Source organism: Alteromonas sp. G5_S2_22_S1, from assembly GCF_054968525.1.
On sequence record NZ_JBQKUJ010000005.1, the window covers coordinates 133,620 to 152,716 of the forward strand.

17 protein-coding genes are annotated in these 19,097 nt (G+C 44.0%); 12 read left to right on the forward strand and 5 right to left on the reverse strand.

Annotated elements, in window-relative coordinates:
- The first annotated feature begins 140 nt into the window (after positions 1-140).
- From pabB to ACTRWF_RS07730, 3 genes are all read left to right on the forward strand, one after another.
- The gene (gene pabB / locus ACTRWF_RS07720) at positions 141-1,601 is read left to right on the forward strand and encodes an aminodeoxychorismate synthase component I (RefSeq protein ID WP_462835327.1); all 1,461 of its coding nucleotides are present in this window, start codon (positions 141-143) and stop codon (positions 1,599-1,601) included.
- A 48-nt stretch (positions 1,602-1,649) separates the two neighbouring features.
- Positions 1,650-2,222 carry a CoA pyrophosphatase gene (locus ACTRWF_RS07725; RefSeq protein ID WP_012518437.1) on the forward strand — a complete coding sequence of 191 codons (573 nt, stop codon included), beginning with the start codon at positions 1,650-1,652 and terminating at the stop codon, positions 2,220-2,222.
- Positions 2,223-2,454: 232 nt separating this feature from the next.
- Positions 2,455-3,828 carry an L-serine ammonia-lyase gene (locus ACTRWF_RS07730; RefSeq protein WP_462835328.1) on the forward strand — a complete coding sequence of 458 codons (1,374 nt, stop codon included), beginning with the start codon at positions 2,455-2,457 and terminating at the stop codon, positions 3,826-3,828.
- Between the two features lie 84 nt (positions 3,829-3,912).
- On the opposite strand, the gene cysB is transcribed toward ACTRWF_RS07730, so the two are convergent.
- Positions 3,913-4,887: an HTH-type transcriptional regulator CysB gene (cysB, locus tag ACTRWF_RS07735; protein WP_015067250.1), complete on the reverse strand. Its 975-nt coding sequence runs from the start codon at positions 4,885-4,887 to the stop codon at positions 3,913-3,915.
- 209 nt (positions 4,888-5,096) lie between these two features.
- Between cysB and ACTRWF_RS07740 the strand changes: the two genes are divergently transcribed.
- Both ACTRWF_RS07740 and ACTRWF_RS07745 read left to right on the forward strand, forming a co-directional pair.
- Complete coding sequence (locus tag ACTRWF_RS07740) at positions 5,097-5,801, forward strand: sensor histidine kinase (protein ID WP_012518434.1); 705 nt, start codon at positions 5,097-5,099, stop codon at positions 5,799-5,801.
- A 95-nt stretch (positions 5,802-5,896) separates the two neighbouring features.
- A complete protein-coding gene (locus tag ACTRWF_RS07745; protein ID WP_015067249.1) occupies positions 5,897-6,655 on the forward strand; it encodes a hypothetical protein in 759 nt (252 codons plus the stop codon).
- Positions 6,656-6,725: 70 nt separating this feature from the next.
- On the opposite strand, the gene ACTRWF_RS07750 is transcribed toward ACTRWF_RS07745, so the two are convergent.
- The gene (locus ACTRWF_RS07750; RefSeq protein ID WP_278385677.1) at positions 6,726-7,610 is read right to left on the reverse strand and encodes a LysR family transcriptional regulator; all 885 of its coding nucleotides are present in this window, start codon (positions 7,608-7,610) and stop codon (positions 6,726-6,728) included.
- 122 nt (positions 7,611-7,732) lie between these two features.
- Here ACTRWF_RS07750 and ACTRWF_RS07755 point away from each other — a divergent pair, with 122 nt between their 5' ends.
- The 3 genes from ACTRWF_RS07755 (at position 7,733) to ACTRWF_RS07765 (ending at position 10,628) form a co-directional block, all read left to right on the forward strand.
- Positions 7,733-8,440: a CoA transferase subunit A gene (locus ACTRWF_RS07755; protein WP_278385675.1), complete on the forward strand. Its 708-nt coding sequence runs from the start codon at positions 7,733-7,735 to the stop codon at positions 8,438-8,440.
- Complete coding sequence (locus tag ACTRWF_RS07760; RefSeq protein ID WP_012518430.1) at positions 8,440-9,093, forward strand: CoA transferase subunit B; 654 nt, start codon at positions 8,440-8,442, stop codon at positions 9,091-9,093. The genes ACTRWF_RS07755 and ACTRWF_RS07760 overlap by 1 nt, the downstream gene beginning before the upstream one ends.
- Before the next feature lie 209 nt (positions 9,094-9,302).
- On the forward strand, positions 9,303-10,628 hold the full coding sequence (locus tag ACTRWF_RS07765; RefSeq protein ID WP_015067246.1) for a DEAD/DEAH box helicase: 1,326 nt from the start codon (positions 9,303-9,305) through the stop codon (positions 10,626-10,628).
- Positions 10,629-10,869: 241 nt separating this feature from the next.
- On the opposite strand, the gene ACTRWF_RS07770 is transcribed toward ACTRWF_RS07765, so the two are convergent.
- The 3 genes from ACTRWF_RS07770 to ACTRWF_RS07780 form a co-directional block, all read right to left on the reverse strand.
- On the reverse strand, positions 10,870-11,112 hold the full coding sequence (locus tag ACTRWF_RS07770; RefSeq protein WP_012518428.1) for an EF-hand domain-containing protein: 243 nt from the start codon (positions 11,110-11,112) through the stop codon (positions 10,870-10,872).
- Between the two features lie 58 nt (positions 11,113-11,170).
- Positions 11,171-12,166: an oxygen-dependent tRNA uridine(34) hydroxylase TrhO gene (trhO, locus tag ACTRWF_RS07775; protein ID WP_015067245.1), complete on the reverse strand. Its 996-nt coding sequence runs from the start codon at positions 12,164-12,166 to the stop codon at positions 11,171-11,173.
- A gap of 166 nt (positions 12,167-12,332) precedes the next feature.
- Positions 12,333-12,887 (reverse strand): VC2046/SO_2500 family protein, encoded by a 555-nt coding sequence (locus tag ACTRWF_RS07780; RefSeq protein WP_278385671.1) that lies wholly within the window; start codon positions 12,885-12,887, stop codon positions 12,333-12,335.
- Positions 12,888-13,008: 121 nt separating this feature from the next.
- On the opposite strand from ACTRWF_RS07780, the gene ACTRWF_RS07785 reads away from it, so the two are divergent.
- The 4 genes from ACTRWF_RS07785 (at position 13,009) to ACTRWF_RS07800 (ending at position 18,924) form a co-directional block, all read left to right on the forward strand.
- Positions 13,009-14,649: a tetratricopeptide repeat-containing response regulator gene (locus ACTRWF_RS07785; protein WP_015067244.1), complete on the forward strand. Its 1,641-nt coding sequence runs from the start codon at positions 13,009-13,011 to the stop codon at positions 14,647-14,649.
- 320 nt (positions 14,650-14,969) lie between these two features.
- Positions 14,970-16,211 carry a putative DNA modification/repair radical SAM protein gene (locus ACTRWF_RS07790; RefSeq protein WP_015067243.1) on the forward strand — a complete coding sequence of 414 codons (1,242 nt, stop codon included), beginning with the start codon at positions 14,970-14,972 and terminating at the stop codon, positions 16,209-16,211.
- 16 nt (positions 16,212-16,227) lie between these two features.
- Positions 16,228-17,025, forward strand: coding sequence for a TIGR03915 family putative DNA repair protein (locus tag ACTRWF_RS07795; protein WP_462835329.1), 798 nt, complete (start codon positions 16,228-16,230; stop codon positions 17,023-17,025).
- 522 nt (positions 17,026-17,547) lie between these two features.
- Positions 17,548-18,924 carry an MBL fold metallo-hydrolase gene (locus tag ACTRWF_RS07800; RefSeq protein ID WP_013785790.1) on the forward strand — a complete coding sequence of 459 codons (1,377 nt, stop codon included), beginning with the start codon at positions 17,548-17,550 and terminating at the stop codon, positions 18,922-18,924.
- Positions 18,925-19,097 lie beyond the last annotated feature (173 nt).

Genomic DNA, 19,097 nt, shown 5'->3' on the forward strand with positions numbered 1-19,097 from the left:
ACGGTATTAGACGCGCTGGATTATTAACATAACGTTATGTAGTTGTACACGTAAAATGCTTTGTAATTGAGTTAAAAATGGTTCTCAACAAAGCGTTTGAAGAAATGTCACGACCTTAAAAAGAAGTATTGTATTTACCTATGTCACACGCATATCCCTTACACGTCTATGTGTCTCGCTATACGAAAGAAGCGCTCTTAAATATTGTCGGTTTACATCACAACACACATGAGCCATTCAATACGCTTTTTGAACAGGTGGCATCGCTACCTTATTCCCTTCTGCTTGACACATCAGGCTCTTTAAAAAGTGATGGTCGTTACAACATAATGGCGTTTTCGCCTGTATCCGTTATCGAAGCGAAGGGCGATGAAGTAACCTTGGTGGATGTCTCTACGTCGAAGCGTGAGGCCCTTCTGCAGCGCCCTTTCGAGGCCGTCGAACAACACTTGCACTCGCAGCTAAACAATGTAGTAATAAGTGCAGATGTAGACTTCGATACATCCCACCTACCCTTTATCGTTGGTGTGGCGGGCATGGCGGGTTATGACACAGGGCGTTTCTATGAAGCATTGCCAAGTGTTGCGAAAGACGACTACGCGACGCCTGACTTTACCGTTGGGCTATACTTACGTTCGCTTATCGAAGATACCCAAACTGGCCATATCTACTACTGCTCAGTAGATAACGCCCCCTTAACATCATTTTTTGCTGCCCCTGACAGCAGTAAAAAAGTTGCCACTGATACTGCGCCTCCAGATTTCAAGTTAACAACGCCGTTTACATCAAACCTGTCTAAGCATGAGTATAAAAAAAGTTTAGCCACCATCGGGGGCTATCTGCGTGCTGGGGACTGTTACCAAGTTAATATGGCGCAACGTTTTACTGCATCATATGAAGGTAATATTTGGCAAGCGTACTGTGAACTACGCAATCAAAACCAAGCGCCGTTCTCTGCGTATTTCAACCTGCCGGACGGCTGTATTGCTTCTATTTCACCGGAGCGGTTTTTGCGGATTAAGGATGGCATAGTTGAAACTAAGCCGATTAAGGGCACGCGTCCACGATTTAAGAACCCGTTAAAGGATAAAGCGAGTGCTGATAGTCTGCTATCAGCAGAAAAGGATCGCTCTGAAAACCTGATGATTGTCGATTTGCTGCGAAACGACATTTCGAAGCACTGTAAGCCCCATTCGGTAAAAGTACCTGCACTCTTTGCCCTTGAAAGCTATGAAGCGGTTCATCATTTAGTCAGTACGGTTACCGGAGAGCTAAACGAAACCGCCTCACCACTTGAGTTGTTAGCGGCAGCCTTTCCCGGCGGCTCTATTACAGGCGCCCCTAAAATTCGTGCAATGGAAGTCATTGATGAACTAGAGCCACACCGACGTAATATTTATTGCGGTAGTGTTTTTTACATGGGTTACCGTGAGGACATGGACTCAAGCATTTGTATTAGAACAGTATTGGCAGAGAATAACCGATTACATTGTTGGGCCGGCGGTGGTATTGTTTTAGATTCAGTACCCAGTGAAGAATACCAAGAAACCCTCGACAAAGTCTCGAAGATACTGCCGGTACTTGAATCGATAAACCAATAATTGAAAGAGTATACAAGCAACCTTGTTTGCAACTATTATTAGAAGGCCATGACACGAAACGAATTTCTATCTCAATTTCATCACTTTAGGCAGCCTCACATTGAACCTGATTTTCCTTTACAAAAAACAGGTCGTCCGGCTGCGGTATTAATCCCACTGATTGATTACGGAAATTCACTTCGACTATTACTTACAGAACGGGCCCATCACCTGAAACACCACCCTGGACAAATAAGCTTCCCAGGCGGCGCGGTAGATAGCTCAGACAACACGCTGTTCGATGCTGCACTAAGGGAAGCAGAAGAAGAAGTTGGCCTTCCTTCAAGCCACGTTGATGTGGTAGGCATGCTACCAAGATACCGCACCATCAGCGGCTATGAAATTGCGCCAGTAGTAGGCTTTGTTAACCCCGACTTTACCCCCGTTATCGATAAAAACGAGGTAGAGAGCGTGTTCGAGGTTCCCCTAGCTCATGTGTTAAATCGCAAAAACCACCTTGTTCATACAACCCACCGAGATAAAAAAGCCTTCCCTATTTACTTTATTCCTTGGCAAGAAAGAATGATATGGGGGGCGACAGCAGCGATGCTGCGTAACCTTTCCCATCATATCCACCCCTAGGTCACGTACATTCATACTTCAGGTTAAGCCCGTAGCACTGCGTATAAACACACGTGGTTATACCGCTAACAATACGTTCTATGCCCAAACGTATCTCAAAACTTTACTGCGCTATAAATTAATCTTTACAGTGTATTAGCAAAACTAATCTCGCTATTAGCATTTCTGTATTGTGGTTTTTACCTAGTAGATGCATGATCTAATTATTACTTTGTTTTAATTTTGAAAGTTTATGATTAGTGTATTTGATATGTTTAGCGTGGGTATTGGCCCTTCTAGTTCGCATACGGTAGGTCCAATGAAAGCTGGTGCTGAATTTGTAGGCGAATTAGCACAAGATAATGCGCTTTTTGAAACTATAGATAGTGTAAAAGTGGAATTGTTTGGCTCTCTTGGTCAAACAGGTATCGGACACGGTACAGGAAAAGCAGTGATTTTGGGTTTACTCGGCGAACTCCCCGATGTGATTGATGTAGACAGCATTGAATCGAGACTAGAGGAAATTCGCAACAGCGAGCAACTTCGACTCAATGGTCAGCAGCTAGTGCGCTTCCCAAACAAGAACGCAATCATTTTCCACCGCCGTAAATCGCTACCTAAACATGCTAACGCGCTGACATTCTACGCGTACGCCAAAGATGCGTTGTTAAAACAGCAAACATACTACAGTATCGGCGGTGGCTTCATTATAAAAGACGAAGACTTTGATGCGACTAAAGCGCACGCTGCTACCCTTCAAGCTTCGGTCCCCTTTCCTTTTAAAACAGCCGAAGAGCTACTTGCTTTATGTAAAACCAATGGGTTAAGTATTAGCTCGCTAATGCTGCGTAATGAGTCTACGTTTAGGTCGAAGCATGAAGTAAAGCAGCAGTTGCATAATATATGGCTGGTAATGAAAGCCTGTATTCAACGCGGTATTGAAAGTGAAGGTATTTTACCTGGCGGTCTAAAAGTAGTCCGTCGTGCCCCTGGCTTATATCGCCGCCTTCAAACGGAGCATACTAACGACCCCATGCAGACCATGGACTGGGTAAACTTATTTGCGCTAGCTGTTAACGAAGAAAATGCAGCCGGCGGGCGTGTGGTGACTGCCCCTACAAATGGCGCTGCCGGAATTATTCCCGCTGTGCTTCAATACGTAGATAAATTTATACGCCCTGTAGATGAAGAAGTCGCAAGCCGTTTTCTTCTTACCGCCGGTGCAATAGGTATTCTTTATAAGGAGAATGCTTCTATATCTGGCGCAGAGGTCGGCTGTCAGGGCGAAGTTGGGGTAGCCTGTTCAATGGCTGCGGGCGCACTTGCAGAGATAATGGGCGGTACCGCAGCGTCGGTAGAAAACGCAGCAGAAATTGGTATGGAGCATAACCTAGGGCTTACGTGTGACCCGGTTGGTGGGCTTGTACAAGTCCCGTGTATCGAACGAAATGCCATGGGTGCGATTAAAGCGATTAATGCTTCGCGACTTGCACTACGCGGGACGGGCGATCAGAAAGTATCGTTAGACAAGGTAATTAAGACCATGCGCGATACCGGCAACGATATGAAAACCAAATATAAAGAAACGGCACGAGGCGGACTGGCAGTAAATATCATAGAGTGTTGATCGTTAGCTCGCAGTAAACGAAGACTAAAATACAAAAAAGGGGCAACAGCCCCCTTTTTTCATTCATGCTTGTTTTTCACAACGCTACTTCACGGGAAGCGTTACGCCTTTGAACATTTTTTCTACTTCGTCATTGTTTTTCAGCATCATGGCTTTTTCCACCTTGTCTTTAGTTAAATGAGGTGCAAATCGCTCGATAAAGTCATACATATAGCTTCGTAAGAACGACCCTTTTCTAAAACCAATCTTTGTTGTGCTGTAATCGAATAAGTGACTTGCGTCTATTTTAACTAAATCATCATCAAGCTCTTCACTTACTGCCATAGAGGCTATAACGCCTATACCTACACCAAGACGAACGTACGTTTTAATTACATCTGCGTCTGTCGCAGTGAAGACAATTTTAGGTGTAAGCCCTGCTCTTTCAAACGCTTGATCGAGTTCTGAGCGACCTGTAAAACCGAACACATAAGTAACTAAGGGATACTTTGCTATATCCGAAATGTCTATGGTGCCCTTCTTAGAAAGCGGATGATCTTTATTAACGATGACACTGCGATTCCAGTGATAGCAAGGCAGCATGACCAGATCGTTATATAAGTGAAGTGCTTCAGTGGCAATGGCAAAATCTGCTTCACCTTTTGCTGCTAGGTCACTTATTTGAGATGGCGTACCCTGGTGCATATGAAGCGATACCTTTGGGTACTTACTCATAAAGCCTTGTATTACATCTGGCAATGCATAGCGGGCTTGTGTATGCGTAGTAGCAATGTTTAATTTGCCTTGGTCAGGCAGTGTATGCTCTCTGGCAACAGCTTTAATGCTTTCAACTTTCGCAAGAATTTCTCGCGCGATATTGATTACATCATTACCAGCATCAGTGACGTGCGTAAGGTGCTTTCCACTACGACCAAAAATTTGAACGCCTAATTCATCTTCTAGCATGCGCACTTGTTTACTGATACCCGGTTGTGAGGTATACAAACTTTCAGCGGTAGCTGAAACATTCAAATTATTGTTAAGAACTTCTACGATATATCGTAGTTGCTGTAGCTTCATAGTTTACACCGTTAAATGGGATAGTCTGACACTGTACTCCCACCGTTATAACCAAAACTACTCGTTTTTACTAGTTGCTATTACGAAAATGCCATTATAAAGTTGAAAATAATTCATTTTTTACCATTTTACTCGGTAAAGCTTCGGCCTTAATGAAATTGAACTACATTAAGGTTACGGAAAATAAGATACACGGCGTTTAATAAATAATGAGTAGCAGTAAACAGGTTTCTTCCACAATCGATTTTTCTTCTGTGCTTGCCGCTGCAGTGCACGATATGAAAAACTCATTATTTCTTCTTATCCAATCTATCGAAACATTAAGTGAGACGTTGTCTCCAACAAATATTGAAGCGAAAGAACAAGTAGCCAGTGTTCACTACGAAGCGTCTCGGCTAAATACCAACCTTGTCCAAATTCTTTCCCTGTATCGGGCAGAGTTAGAAAGCCTTCCTATTACTGTTGACGAGAGTTTTATCAAAGACTTAGTGGAAGACGTTGTAGGGTCAAATGCACTTTATGTAGCGCAAAAAAATATAACCATAACCACTGATATTGAGGATGACTTGAGCTGGTACTTAGACAGTGAACTCATTTATTTGCTGTTAAATGACGTAATCATTAATGCTATGCGTTACGGCACTTCTAAAATACAGGTCAGTGCAACCATAGACGCATCTTCCTACTTATCGATAAAGATAGAAGACGACGGTGTCGGCTACCCTGAGTCTATGTTGTCTAAGAGTCACGAAGCTCTCTCTGATTTCGAGCTAAGTCAGGGCAGAACGGGACTCGGTTTGTTTTTTGCAAAATTGATAGCACGGGCCCATTCGCAGGAGGACATGGAAGGAACAATCGCACTTTCTAATGGCGGATTGCTCGGTGGAAGTGTATTTGAAGTAAAAATACCGTAGTATTGACCGATAACCTTAAGTAATTCAGAAAGTAACGCCCGTAAGTAAGAATACACTGACGTTGTAAAAAATATAAAACAGACGGAAAGACACGCATGTACGTGATTATTATCATATTAATTGTTGTTTTGCTCATCGCGGCCATATTCATTAACGCAATACAACAGCATCGACAAAAACAGGAAGCTGAGCGCAGAACAGAATTAGCAAAGCAGCGCACCATTGTCGATGAGACAGAAAACGTTATTGCCGCTTGCGTTAACATCCCAGTTTCTTCTCGCATCATGGGGATTCTACACAATCGAATTCTCAACGCGCTTAAAGCGATGAATGAACTATCGAGTACCGCTGAACTTAAACAGCGAATTGCAAGTAGCGAACAGGCGACGGCGGCAGCGCTTTCTGATAAAAGCGGTGCATTGTCAGAGTTTTCTCTACCTGATAACGACAAAATGATCATTCAATATATACAAGCAGTTAAAAAGCTGCGAATTGTGCTGCGCTCAGAGCACAGTAAAGGTCAAATAGACTCGAAAGTATTTATGGATGAAGATAAACAGTTAGAGCGACTACAGATAAAAGTCAACGTAGAAACCTTGATCAAGCGAGGCCGCGCTGCGCTTCAAACTAACATGTTAGGCTCGGCCAGACAGTATTTTGAAAAAGCCAAAAATGCGCTGGAAAACCAAACACAACAAGATGAATATTCCACGTCTCGCCTAGCTACATTAGGCGAATGGCTTCACGAAATACAAAGTAACCTTAAGAGCGTAAACGAGAAAGATCGGGCCAAGAAGCAAGAAGAAGAGCGCGACGAACTGGACGAATTATTCGCCCCTAAGAAAAAGTGGTAAAGGCCTATTAGTTAGCCTGCTTATCCCTGTGGGTTAACTGACTCCGTCGCATAGTACTTGGTTTTACAATTTAAGCGTAATGCGCGATAGCTAAGTCCCACATAGATTGAGCAGGTAGCGACAAACCCTTTCGCGCATGCTTTATAATACCGATATTTTTTATCAACGGGTTGATTGTTATTTGTCTCACTACCAGCCCTAACCCCTCCATTTGAGATTGGCAAATAGCCGGCATAATTGAAATGCCCAACCCATTTTGAATTAATTTGCCAAGCGTTGATAACTGACCCGTTTCGGCAATAATGTTCAATTCACCAAAACGCGCTAATTGAGATTGTGTCCAATGCCGAACCGCGGAACCTCTGTTCATCATTACCAGAGGGTGCAGCAAGCAGTCTTGCCAGCTTGGCGCGTTGCTTAAATACTTGGCCTGAGAAGAATTAGCCACTACAACAAACTGGTCAGCAAACAGACTTTTAAACACTAGCCCATCTTTTCGCTCTGGCTCGAAGGAAAACCCTATTTCACTTCGACCTGTAGTGACTTCGTGAATAACTTGCTCCATCACTACATCGACGATACGCAAGTTGACGTTTGGCGTTCTCTTGTGAAAAGCAGATAGAATACTGGGTAAATGTGACGCTGCAAATGAGGGCATTGCACAAATGGTCAGCTGACCTTTGGCCATGGCAAACAAGTTCTGTATGTCTGAAAACGTGTTATCCCAATCGTGAAGCAGTCGTAAGGCATTTGGGAATAACACTTCACCTTCCGGTGTCAGGCTTACATTACGCGTATTACGCTTAAAGAGTTTGCCGCCCAATTGCTCTTCCATTTTCTTAATGGCAGAAGACAGTGCTGGCTGAGTAAGGTGTAAATTAACTGCAGCTTCAGCAAATGTCGAAGATTTCGCCACTTCTACAAACGCTTTCACTTGTCGGTAGGATACGTCCACGTTTATTCCCTCTAACCTCGCTATTAATAAATAATATTTATTAATAGAAAGATTAATTCGATTTTACAAATCAAGCAACAATGTTGATACTTATTTTTAACAAAATGGGTTGGAGAGTATAAATGGCAGGATTTAATAAGGTCGTTTCGTCGTATGAAGACGCAATGGCGGGTCTGAAAGACGGAATGACCGTTATTGCAGGTGGGTTTGGTCTTTGCGGAATACCTGAGGGGCTAATTGCCCAAATCAAAACGCTGGGTGTTTCAAATCTCACGGTAGTATCGAACAATTGTGGCGTTGATGACTTCGGTTTGGGTCTTCTGTTAGAAGATAAACAAATTGCCAAAATGGTATCGTCTTACGTAGGCGAAAACGCTCTATTTGAAAAGCAATTACTTGATGGTGAACTAGAAGTAGAGTTAACGCCACAGGGCACGCTAGCGGAAAAAATGCGTGCAGGTGGTGCGGGTATCCCAGCTTTCTACACGGCCACAGGCTATGGGACGCCGGTAGGTGAAGGCAAAGAGGTAAAATCATTCAATGGGCGCCCCTATATTCTTGAAGAAGCCATTACCGGCGACTTTGCTATCGTAAAAGCATGGAAAGCGGATACATTCGGCAACTGTGTATATCGACACACGGCGCAAAACTTCAATCCTATGGCCGCAACTGCCGGTAAGATTACCGTGGTGGAAGCTGAAGAGATTGTCGAGCCAGGAACGCTTAACCCAAGCGAAATTCATACTCCTGGTATTTATGTTAACCGCGTTATTCAAGGGACTTTTGAAAAACGAATTGAGCGCCTTGTAGTTAGTGAGGAGTCAGTATAATGCTTAGCAGAGAACAAATTGCCATGCGCGTAGCTCAAGAATTTAAAGATGGCGACTATGTGAATTTAGGCATAGGCATCCCTACCCTTGCGGCAAGTTATGTACCGGATGATATTAGCGTAATGCTACAGTCAGAAAACGGGCTATTAGGTATGGGTCGTTACCCCACCGAAAGCGAGGTGGACGCAGACATGATAAATGCGGGTAAAGAAACCGTTACCGCCATCACCGGGGCATCGATTTTCAGTAGCGCTGAAAGCTTCGCAATGATCCGCGGCGGCCATGTCGATTTCACCGTGCTAGGCGCATTTGAAGTCGATGTATCGGGCAATATTGCATCATGGATGATACCTGGAAAATTAGTAAAAGGCATGGGCGGCGCAATGGACCTAGTGGCTGGCGCAAAAAACATCATTGTTACCATGACCCACACCGACAAGCACGGTAACCCTAAACTGCTTGGGGAGTGCACGCTGCCGCTAACGGGCGTTAACTGTATCACGCGGATTATTACCGACTTAGCGGTATTAAGCGTTGAAAATGGTGCGTTTGTATTACAAGAGCGTGCCCCTGGTGTCACCATTGATGAAATAAAAGAAAAAACCGGTGGTAAACTAGTTGCACCAGACAGCGTGCCCGAAATGCAGTTTTAATATTTGAGAAAATAATGCTGAGATAATTAAAAAGCCAACCAAAAGGCGTACCTGTTACTTAAGCGGTATTTAGCAAAACTGCTGCCGTACGTACGCCTTTATCATCCCCTAGCATTCACCCATCGACTAACCACTGCGATAAGCCTTTCAATACGTTTTGCATTAAGGGATAATGCGCTCGACTGTTCATTTATAAAGGCTATACCTTCTTGCTAGTTTCTGATTTACCTGTACACCACAAAATTATTTCAAAGCTCGAATCTAAAAATATTTCGACGCTAACGGAAATTCAAGAGCGCACTATGCTTCCTGCTATCCAAGGAAAAGATATTATTGCGTCTTCTAAAACGGGTTCAGGTAAAACCTTCGCCTTTCTAGTGCCCGCCATTAACAGGCTAATGGCACAAAAAGCATTAAGCAGACAAGACCCTCGCGCTTTGATTTTAGCGCCAACGCGGGAACTTGCGAAGCAAGTCTTCATAGAAGCTAAGTCAATGTGCACCGGGTTGAACTTAACGTGTTCACTGATTGTGGGCGGCGAAAACTACAACGACCAGGTTAAAGCGCTTCGCCGTAACCCTCATATCATAGTAGGCACAGCTGGCCGTGTTGCCGACCATCTTTTAGACAAAAGCGTATATCTAAACGGTTTAGAGCTGCTTATTTTTGATGAAGCCGACCGAATGTTAGATTTAGGCTTCTCTGCTCAGCTTAAGATGATCAACGACTATGCTGATCACAGAAAGCGCCAAACCATGCTGTTTTCTGCCACGCTCGACAATATTGAGCTTAAGCATATGACAACACAGCTGACCAAAGGGGCGGTGCGCGTAGCGGTAGGAGACTCAACTGCAGAGCATGGCGATATCGAGCAGAAGTGTTTCTTTGCAGACAATGTTGATAACAAAGATCAGATTTTACAGTTTGAGTTGGCTAATCGTACTTACAACCAAGCTATCGTATTTACTGCGACCCGTGAAGACACAGACAGAATTGCAGCATTGCTTAACGAACAAAACTTAGAAGCCATAGCGCTACGTGGTGACATGTTACAAAGCCAACGTGCAGCGGTTATGAGCGCGTTTGCTCGTGGACAGCACAGTATTTTAGTTACCACCGACCTCGCCTCGCGCGGTCTAGATCTGTCAAAAGTTGGCCTGGTAGTTAACTTCGACCTACCCAAAAACGCCGATGAGTATATTCACCGTATTGGTCGTACCGGACGCGCGGGGCAAAAAGGCGAAGCTTTCTCACTAATAGGCCCTCGTGATTGGAACAGCTTCGAAGGGCTTAAAAATCACCTTCAATATGCTTTAGAGTGTTCGCCGCACGACGAATTTTCAGCTTCGTTTAAAGGTTTCAAGCCTAAGAAAAAAGTGTCGAAAGGCGCAACTTCCCAAAATGGCAAAAAGCGCGTAGCGAAACCTGTTAAAGCAAACGTTAAAAAGCGTGTTGATACCATGTCTGGTGAAGATATCGGTATGGTCCCAGTGAAACGCAAACCACGCAAAACGCTCTCGGATGACGACGAGTAAGATCAACAACTATTGGGCTCTTACCATTCTAGTTAACCGGTTTAATTAGATAAGGCATCTTCGCGACGGTTCGATTTTCAGGCTTTTATTCAAACTAAATCCACTATAGTCACCGACTAATGGCAGACATAAAAAAACGAGTGCTTAAAAAGTCACTCGTTTTTTTGTTTCGGTGTAATCACTCGTCAATAACGATTACACGGGCATACGATATTAAAAGATGGTTAAAACAAGCTAGCGCTTAGTATTCCCACCACCCTTCTTGCCACCACTCCAAAAACTCTTCAAAGTCGATGTAACCATCGTCGTTACTATCGATAAGCTTAAAGCCTTCTTGTACGTGGCTAGCTTTTGTTTTTGGTGAAATTACGGTTAGAAGCTCGATGAACTCCGGCAAATCGATTTGGCCATTGCCATCACGATCGAAAAAGCTAAAGTCCTTCCTAATTTCTTCAATTTTAGATTCTGAAAGTTGAGTGCTCACTCGCATTCCTTATATCAACTGCAATAAACACGAGTGTAACGCCCTTCTTTCTGGCTGTCTATGCCTGATTTTCGTTTGCTTTAAGTGCGCGTAAACGTTGAGCTTCTGCTTTTTCTTTACGCTTTTGTTCCATGGTTAAACGTGCTTCAGTACCCACGTGTTCCTGTTGGCGCTCTTTGGCTAATTGAACCTGCTTTTCGCGCTCTCTAAAGCGTGCAATTTGATCTTCAGTGTGGGTGCCGAAGCAATGCGGGCAGCTAACACCCGGCTCGTATTTATCACTTTGCTTGTCTTCTGCGGTAATTGGTAGTCGACACGCGTAGCACTGCTCGTAATGGCTCTTTTCCAAATCATGGTTTACTGCCACACGATTATCAAAAACGAAGCAATCACCTTCCCACATAGACTCTTCTTTAGGCACATCTTCTAAGTATTGCAAAATACCACCTTCAAGATGATATACCTCTTCAAACCCTTGCTCTTTCAAATAAGCGGTAGATTTTTCACAGCGGATACCGCCGGTACAGAACATGGCCACTTTTTTGTTTTTAGACGGGTCGAGTTCTTTAGACACGTACTCAGGGAACTCGCGGAAAGTCTCTGTTTTTGGGTCGACGGCGTTTTTGAACGTACCAATTTCAATTTCGTAGCCGTTTCGCGTGTCGATAACCGTTACCTCTGGATCGCTAATTAGCGCATTCCAATCTTTTGGCTTAACGTAAGTGCCTACGGTTTCGCGTGGGTCTATGCCCTCTACACCCATGGTCACAATTTCTTTTTTAAGCTTTACTTTCGTGCGATAGAAAGGCTGCTCGTCGTGGAGCGATTCTTTAAAAGAGATGGGGTTAATGCGCGCGTCGCTGTTTAAGTAGGCCAACAGCGCGTCTATGCCTTCTCGGGTACCGGATACCGTGCCGTTTATACCTTCGCTGGCTAGAAGAAGTGTCCCTTTAATACCGTTAGCTTCCATAGCTTCTAGAAGGGGCTGGCGAATTTCTTTATAGTTTTCAAGCGCAACAAACTTATACATTGCGCATACAATATATTTAGACATATTTTAACCTTTGCTGATTGGAGCGTAAGACCAGTGCAAAAATGCGGCGCGCAATATAACAAAACTTCAGGGTAAAAACTAGGCCTGCTGTATTTGGCGCATTGAGTAGCCCTGTTTTACAATTCGCTTCAGTACGTTGATAGGCAGTAAACTAACCAGTGCTCGGCTAAGCGATGTTTTCAAATGGTGAGGTGTGAACAGCATCTGCATTACTTCCGGGGTTTTGTGTCTCTTTCACGGCAAGCATATCGTAAAGCAGCGTGTTGTCTTCCTTCATCGTATTGTTATATTGCTTTTTAATACGTTTCTGCGCTGCCAAACTGCAGTTATCTATCACATCGTCAGGCAGCCGTTTCGCATCATCGGTTTGTGCTAAGGGTGCCGGATTCATATTTAAATATAGTCGCGCCGTGGAAAAGTCTTCAGCAACCAAAGCCGACATTACGTCCATGTTTTTCCATTCACTTTCGTTTGCAGCAAGACTTGAACAACGGTAGTGACTCAGGGAAGTAAGCTCAGTATCAATGCCCGCTTTTTGAGATAATTCGCTATCTGCCGCCTCTATCTCAAAGGGCGCTGCTGTACTATGTTGCTGCATGGCAAGATAGAGTGAAAATAGCGCCCCTTGCGTTGATGCACGCGCAAGCACACCGCTGCGCTCCCAATAAATACTGGGGTCAATATGCGTTTGCTCATTTTGGGATGTAGCGTCTACAGACATGCATTCTGATTACTTGATTTGTATACTTATGTTGTCGGCAAGATAATGTTTTTCTTAAGCTTATTTTTTAAAGTTAGATATACTTCAATAAAGCCATAGCGCCCCTATTCATGGATTCGAAATGCAATTTAGCAATAAACAAGTACTGATTGTTGAAGATCAACGCCCCTTTCTTTTGCTACTCAAAGGGCTTATGCATTCTATGGGGGCCAGTGACGTGGTAACAAAGTCATCGGCGGAACAAGCCGTTTCCCTATGCAAAAAACATAAGTTCGATGTCATTATCTGTGATTTGCATTTAGGAGCAGATAATAAAAGTGGGTATGAGTTAATCGAAGAGCTTCGTACCAGAAGGCTTATTAACCCTACTTCTATTTTTATCCTTATAAGCGCTGATAGCGCCCGACCTATCGTGCTAGGCTCTATTGAACGCCGACCTGATGACTTTCTTGTTAAGCCCTTCTCTCAGGTTCAGTTAAAATCCAGGATTATTCGCGCTTGGCAAAAACGACAGTTTTTGCAACAGGCGTACAGCCTCATTGAGCAAGGTGAATGTAACAGTGCAATCGACCACATCGAATCTTTGCTCGATTCACCCTCACATTACAAAGGGCACTGCGAGCAACTTTTGGTTGAACTCTATTGGCGTATAGGTCAGCCAGAGAAAGCCCTTGACGTATTGAGCGACTACATTGACGGCAAACCTGTGCTTTGGGCACAGATCGCAATTGCAAAAACTTACCTTCAACTAAACGAATTCGACAAAGCAATAACGACGGCGAAACGAACGTTAAAACGAAACCGGTTTAATGCGGATGCCTATGACATACTTGCCCAAGCACAGCAGAAATTAGACGACGGCGAAAAAGCACTAGACGCCATTAAAGAAGCTATCAAGCTTTCGCCCTATTCTCTACCGAGACACTTTAAAGCGTGCGAAATTGGCAGGTTAAACGATGACTTAGTGCTCGCGGCTAATTCAAGTTTAGCTATATGGAATTTGTCGAAGCGGTCGGTTCATAAAACGAGCCTGCACTGGTGCGGTATTATTCGCAGTCTATTAGATGTAGCTGAGTGCGCTGAAGATAAAAAACAGCGCAATAAATACCAACAAGAAGCCCTACTTACACTTCAACGCGGAAAGTTTGACGAACACCTTCAAAAAATGGACCGGGACTTTGATGTAGATATCTTCGGTACGATTGTTAATGCCAGAATTAGCGCCATTGACGGCAAATTAATTGACGCGAAGCGGCATTTATCAACGTCACAAACCATGCTCGATGAAAAATACACCGAGGTTCCCACTGCTTTTATTCCAGACAGTATCAACGTTATGTACAAACTCGGTGAATTTGATGATGCGTTACAGCTAACTTCACTTCTCGAGTCACGTCACGACGAGCTCGATCAAAACAGTGCAAATATGTTAGAAACGCAAGCCCACAATGCACGGAAAAGTCTTGCTAGCTATCAGCAATTTAATCGAGAAGGCATTCAGCACTATCAGCAAAAAGATTACGAACGTGCAAAAGCGTCCTTTGCCTTAGCACAAGGTTTTGCACCGGTTAATACGGGTGTAGCGCTTAATTTACTTCAGTGTCTACTGCAGATAGTGATAAAAGAAGATAAAGCAGAAATGAAGCTTACCAATGAATGTAAGCGTTTGTTTAAGTTAATAGACGATATGTCGCTTAAAGCGCCGTATAACGAAAAGTATACTAATCTACGTGACGAACTTTCTAAGTACATCGGTTTTTGATTCCCCCCCTTTAACCGTTATATGGCTCATCTTTGCTCAAATAAAATATTCGAAACAGTCGGCGAAACCGGGCTATTTTAATTAAGCGCTTTTTACTCGTATCAAACCTTACACGCTCTAACTTCTCAATACGAAAATGTAGCTGAGATTCGTATATTAAATGCACAAATCTTCCAACGCCCAATTGTACTGTATATATATACATGATATAACGTGCAGAAATCACATGGCTACACAAACTAAATATACAGGTCCTTTTAAGTATCCCGCTTAAAATTGACCGATGTTAAGTAAATGCTTAGAGAAAGTAGTAATCTGCTATGCACGACAAACTGATACAAAAACTCGAAATTCTTTCAGATGCAGCCAAGTATGACGCTTCCTGTGCAAGCGGTTCGGCGGGTAAACGAAAGGCAGGCAAAACCGAAAAAACGGGGATAGGTTCGCTTACCGGCGGTTCGGGTATATGTCACAGCTTCACGCCTGATGGTCGGTGTGTTTCTTTACTAAAAATCTTAATGACCAATTACTGTATCTACGATTGTCACTACTGCATAAATAGAGTGTCTAGCAATGTTCGACGCGCACGATTCACCGTTAAAGAAACCGTGGACCTGACGCTGAATTTTTACAAGCGCAACTACATTGAAGGTTTGTTTCTTAGTTCAGGCATTGTTGGCTCACCCGATCTTACAATGGAAAGTATGGTACGTATTGCCAAATCTTTGCGCCTCGACCACGGTTTTAAAGGGTATATACACCTTAAAACCATTCCAAATGCCTCACCTGAGTTACAAGAAGAAGCTGGTTTATACGCAGATAGATTAAGTATTAATGTCGAGATGCCGACTCAACCCTCTTTAAATAAATACGCGCCAGAAAAAGATCTCGGTGCTATCCATGGCTCAATGAACACGCTAAAAGACAAAATTGCAGAGCACAAGGCAGATAAAACCTATACAGGTAAACGCCTGCCACGCTTTGCACCTGGTGGGCAGTCTACACAGATGATCATAGGCGCAGATGACTCTAATGATAAAGTTATTTTAGGGACCAGCGTTAAACTTTATGACCAACAAAAACTTCGCCGGGTTTATTATTCGGCGTTCTCGCCAATACCCGATGCATCTGAAGTGTTGCCGCTAAAGCCTGCGCCGTTAATTCGCGAGCACCGCCTTTATCAAGCTGATTGGCTGTTGCGTTTTTATGGGTTTACCCTTGATGAAATTGTTCACGATGACATGCTTGATATGGATTATGACCCTAAACTTGCGTGGGCATTACGCAATCGCCATGTTTTTCCGATTGATTTAAATAAGGCAGACAAATTGCTGTTGTTACGAGTACCGGGGCTTGGTGCTCGAACGGTGCAAAAAATTCTGGCGATTAGACGGCACACAAAGCTTAACTGGATAGATCTGACTAAAATGCGTTTACCACTTAAAAAGCTAAAACCTTTTATTAGCGTAGGCGACTATGCCCCTGATATTCACTTACTCGATAGTAATAATTTTGAACTTCAGTTCAAGCAGCCGAAGCAGTTTGAACTATTTAGCGCTTAAATGAAGTTGCTGTGAGATGGAAACAATTAGAATTAACTCAGTACCGGGGTTTGATGAGTGGCGCATGGCTGCAAGAGCGTGTTTAGCACAATCTATCCCCCCTGAAAATATCATTTGGCAAAGTGCACAATCAGTACAGGACGACCTATTCGGCCACAGCCAACCCTCTATTACGGGCACAAAGCCACAAAAAAGGCATGCTATTCCTAAATCTGTCTTAATGCTTTTCAAATATGCATTGTGTCATAGCGATGCTCACCGCTTCGCATTGTGTTATCGGGTGTTGTGGCGCGTTACGTTTGAAAACAAAAACCTAGTTCGGTTAAAAACTGATGACGATATATTGCAGCTTATGGCACTAGCTAAAGCGGTAAAGCGAGACGCGTATAAAATGAGCGCGTTTTTAAGATTTAGAGAGGTTAAACTCGATGGCAATGAACACTTTATCGCTTGGTACGAGCCTGAACATTTTAGCCTAGAGTTAAAGCTCGACTTCTTTAAAACCCGTTTTAAGAATATGCGATGGTCTATACTCACGCCTTATCGGGCGGCTCACTGGGATACAGAAACACTTATTTTAGAAGATAACCCTTGTTCGAGTGTGCTTCCAGATAACGATCATATTGAAAAATACTGGCTTACTTATTACGCTAATATCTTCAATCCGGCACGCATCAAAAAAGACGCCATGCTAAGTTCAATGCCCAAAAAATATTGGAAGAACTTGCCTGAAACGTCACTGATTGACGATATGATAAAACAGTCAGACACTAGAGCTCGCAAAATGATCACTGATGGGAATAAGCGCAAATAAAACGCCCGTTAACTGTGTGCCACTGCCCTTTAAATTTTTAAGACTCTTCGGCATAAGTAAGCGTAAACCAGACCTCTTTTAAATGAGTATTAGAGGACCGCTTTAGACAAGTTGCGGACGCAACAGATTATTGACCAGCTACTTCTGCTTTGCGCCAATCGCTGGCAATCCCTGCATAACACCATTTACCTGGTTGTTTTACTGGCCCTGTTACACTTTAGCTGGTCTCGCAAAACCGGCCTGCAGGAACCGTTAATTTACTGGGCAATAGCCTTGCTGATTTTGCTTCCCAGACTGCAATACCTCAAACAGCGTCTGCAACGGGCACGCTTATCCCGCAATAGCATGTAAATTTTATATAGGATTAAGTGAATATTTCTTCATTTACTGGGAAGCCTTGTGGGTAGAAAATGTAATTACCTGTTTTATATAAACTTTTTATTCGGCATGACATTTGAAAGCTTAGGGTGAAGTGAATACATTCACGTTGTGCGCGGCACAACCCCAAAGTGGAGCTAACCTATGTTTGTAGAATCTGTTAAAACACCGGGCATTGCGCACCTTTCCTACCTGATTGGCAGCGATGGTGAAGCCTGTGTGATTGATCCTCAGTTAGATACGCAGCATTATCTCACCCTTGCCGGAAAGCATGAATGCCGGATCACCACCATCATCGAAACCCACCGCAATGAAGACTTTATCTCTGGCGCGGTAGCGCTGGCCAACCAGACCGGTGCTGATATTTACCATGGTAAATACGCTGACGAGCCTATCGAATATGCCCGCAAGGCCGGTAATGGCGATAAATTTGAGATTGGCAAATGGACACTCGAAGTTATTGCAACGCCCGGCCATACTAAAGACAGTATTTGTGTGTTGGCTATCGACAACGAACAGGACGGTCAGCCTATCGGCGTATTTACCGGCGATACCTTATTTGTCAGTGAAGTCGGTCGCACAGACTTCTACCCCGAGGAAATGGAAAAAATGGCTGGCCAGCTTTATGACAGCCTACAAACGCTGGCCAACCTGGGTGATGACATTATTGTGTACCCGGCTCATGGCGCAGGGTCGGTGTGTGGCTCAGGCATGGCAGAACGTGAGTTTACCACCATAGGCATTGAGAAACGGCAAAACCCGGGCTATCAATGTACCTCTAAAAAAGCCTTTATAGAGCGTAAGTTAAAAGAGAATCATTATATTGCTCCCTACTTTAGCAAAATGGAGCAGTCTAACGTTACCGGGATGGATACGCCTTTACCGCCAGTGGCGTGCCAGAAGCTGGCACAGGATGCTCAGTCAGCCTGGCAGAAAAGCGCAGAACGTCCCGGCGTGCTCATTGATGTAAGAAGTCATGCCCAGTTTCGAGACTGTCACTATCCCGGCAGTCTTAATTTGCCGGGCGGCTTACTCAGCGCTTATGGTGGTTGGTTTCTGGACTACTCCACACCTATCGCACTGGTGGCAGATTCCCATCAACAGGCAACCGAAAGCTCCGAACAGCTGTGGCGGATGGGCTACCAGCAGATTAGTGGTTATCTGACCATGGTACCAAAGCCAGATACCATTGAGGCTTACCATCGTCAGCATGTGAACGCCGTTACTGCAGATAAGGTTGATGAGCGCATTAGAGCACCACGTGCTAACTGGCAACTGCTGGATGTTCGCAAACAGGAAGAGGTTGAAAACAACGAATTTGACCAGGCAAAGCATATCTACTTAGGCTATCTGCCGGAAATGTGCCACCAACTGGATAAATCCCGCCATTATACACTGGCCTGTGGCAGCGGTAAGCGCGCCACCGTAGCAGCCAGTTATCTGCTGGCACAGGGTTTTGAAAACGTGGATGTTTTTATTGGTTCAATGCAAGCCTGGCAGAGCTACCAACAAGGCGCCTAACAGATTTACATCTGCATCGCAGAGCGCATCCTCACGGCAAGGAAGCCGGATGTGTTAGCCTGAATGGTCAGGACAGCTTGTGTGTATAAGAAATATTAACGCTATGTACTACCCACCGTGTCAGATGTATTTAAGGCTAGTTGAACGTGTGTCAAACGGGTACTTTTCAGAAA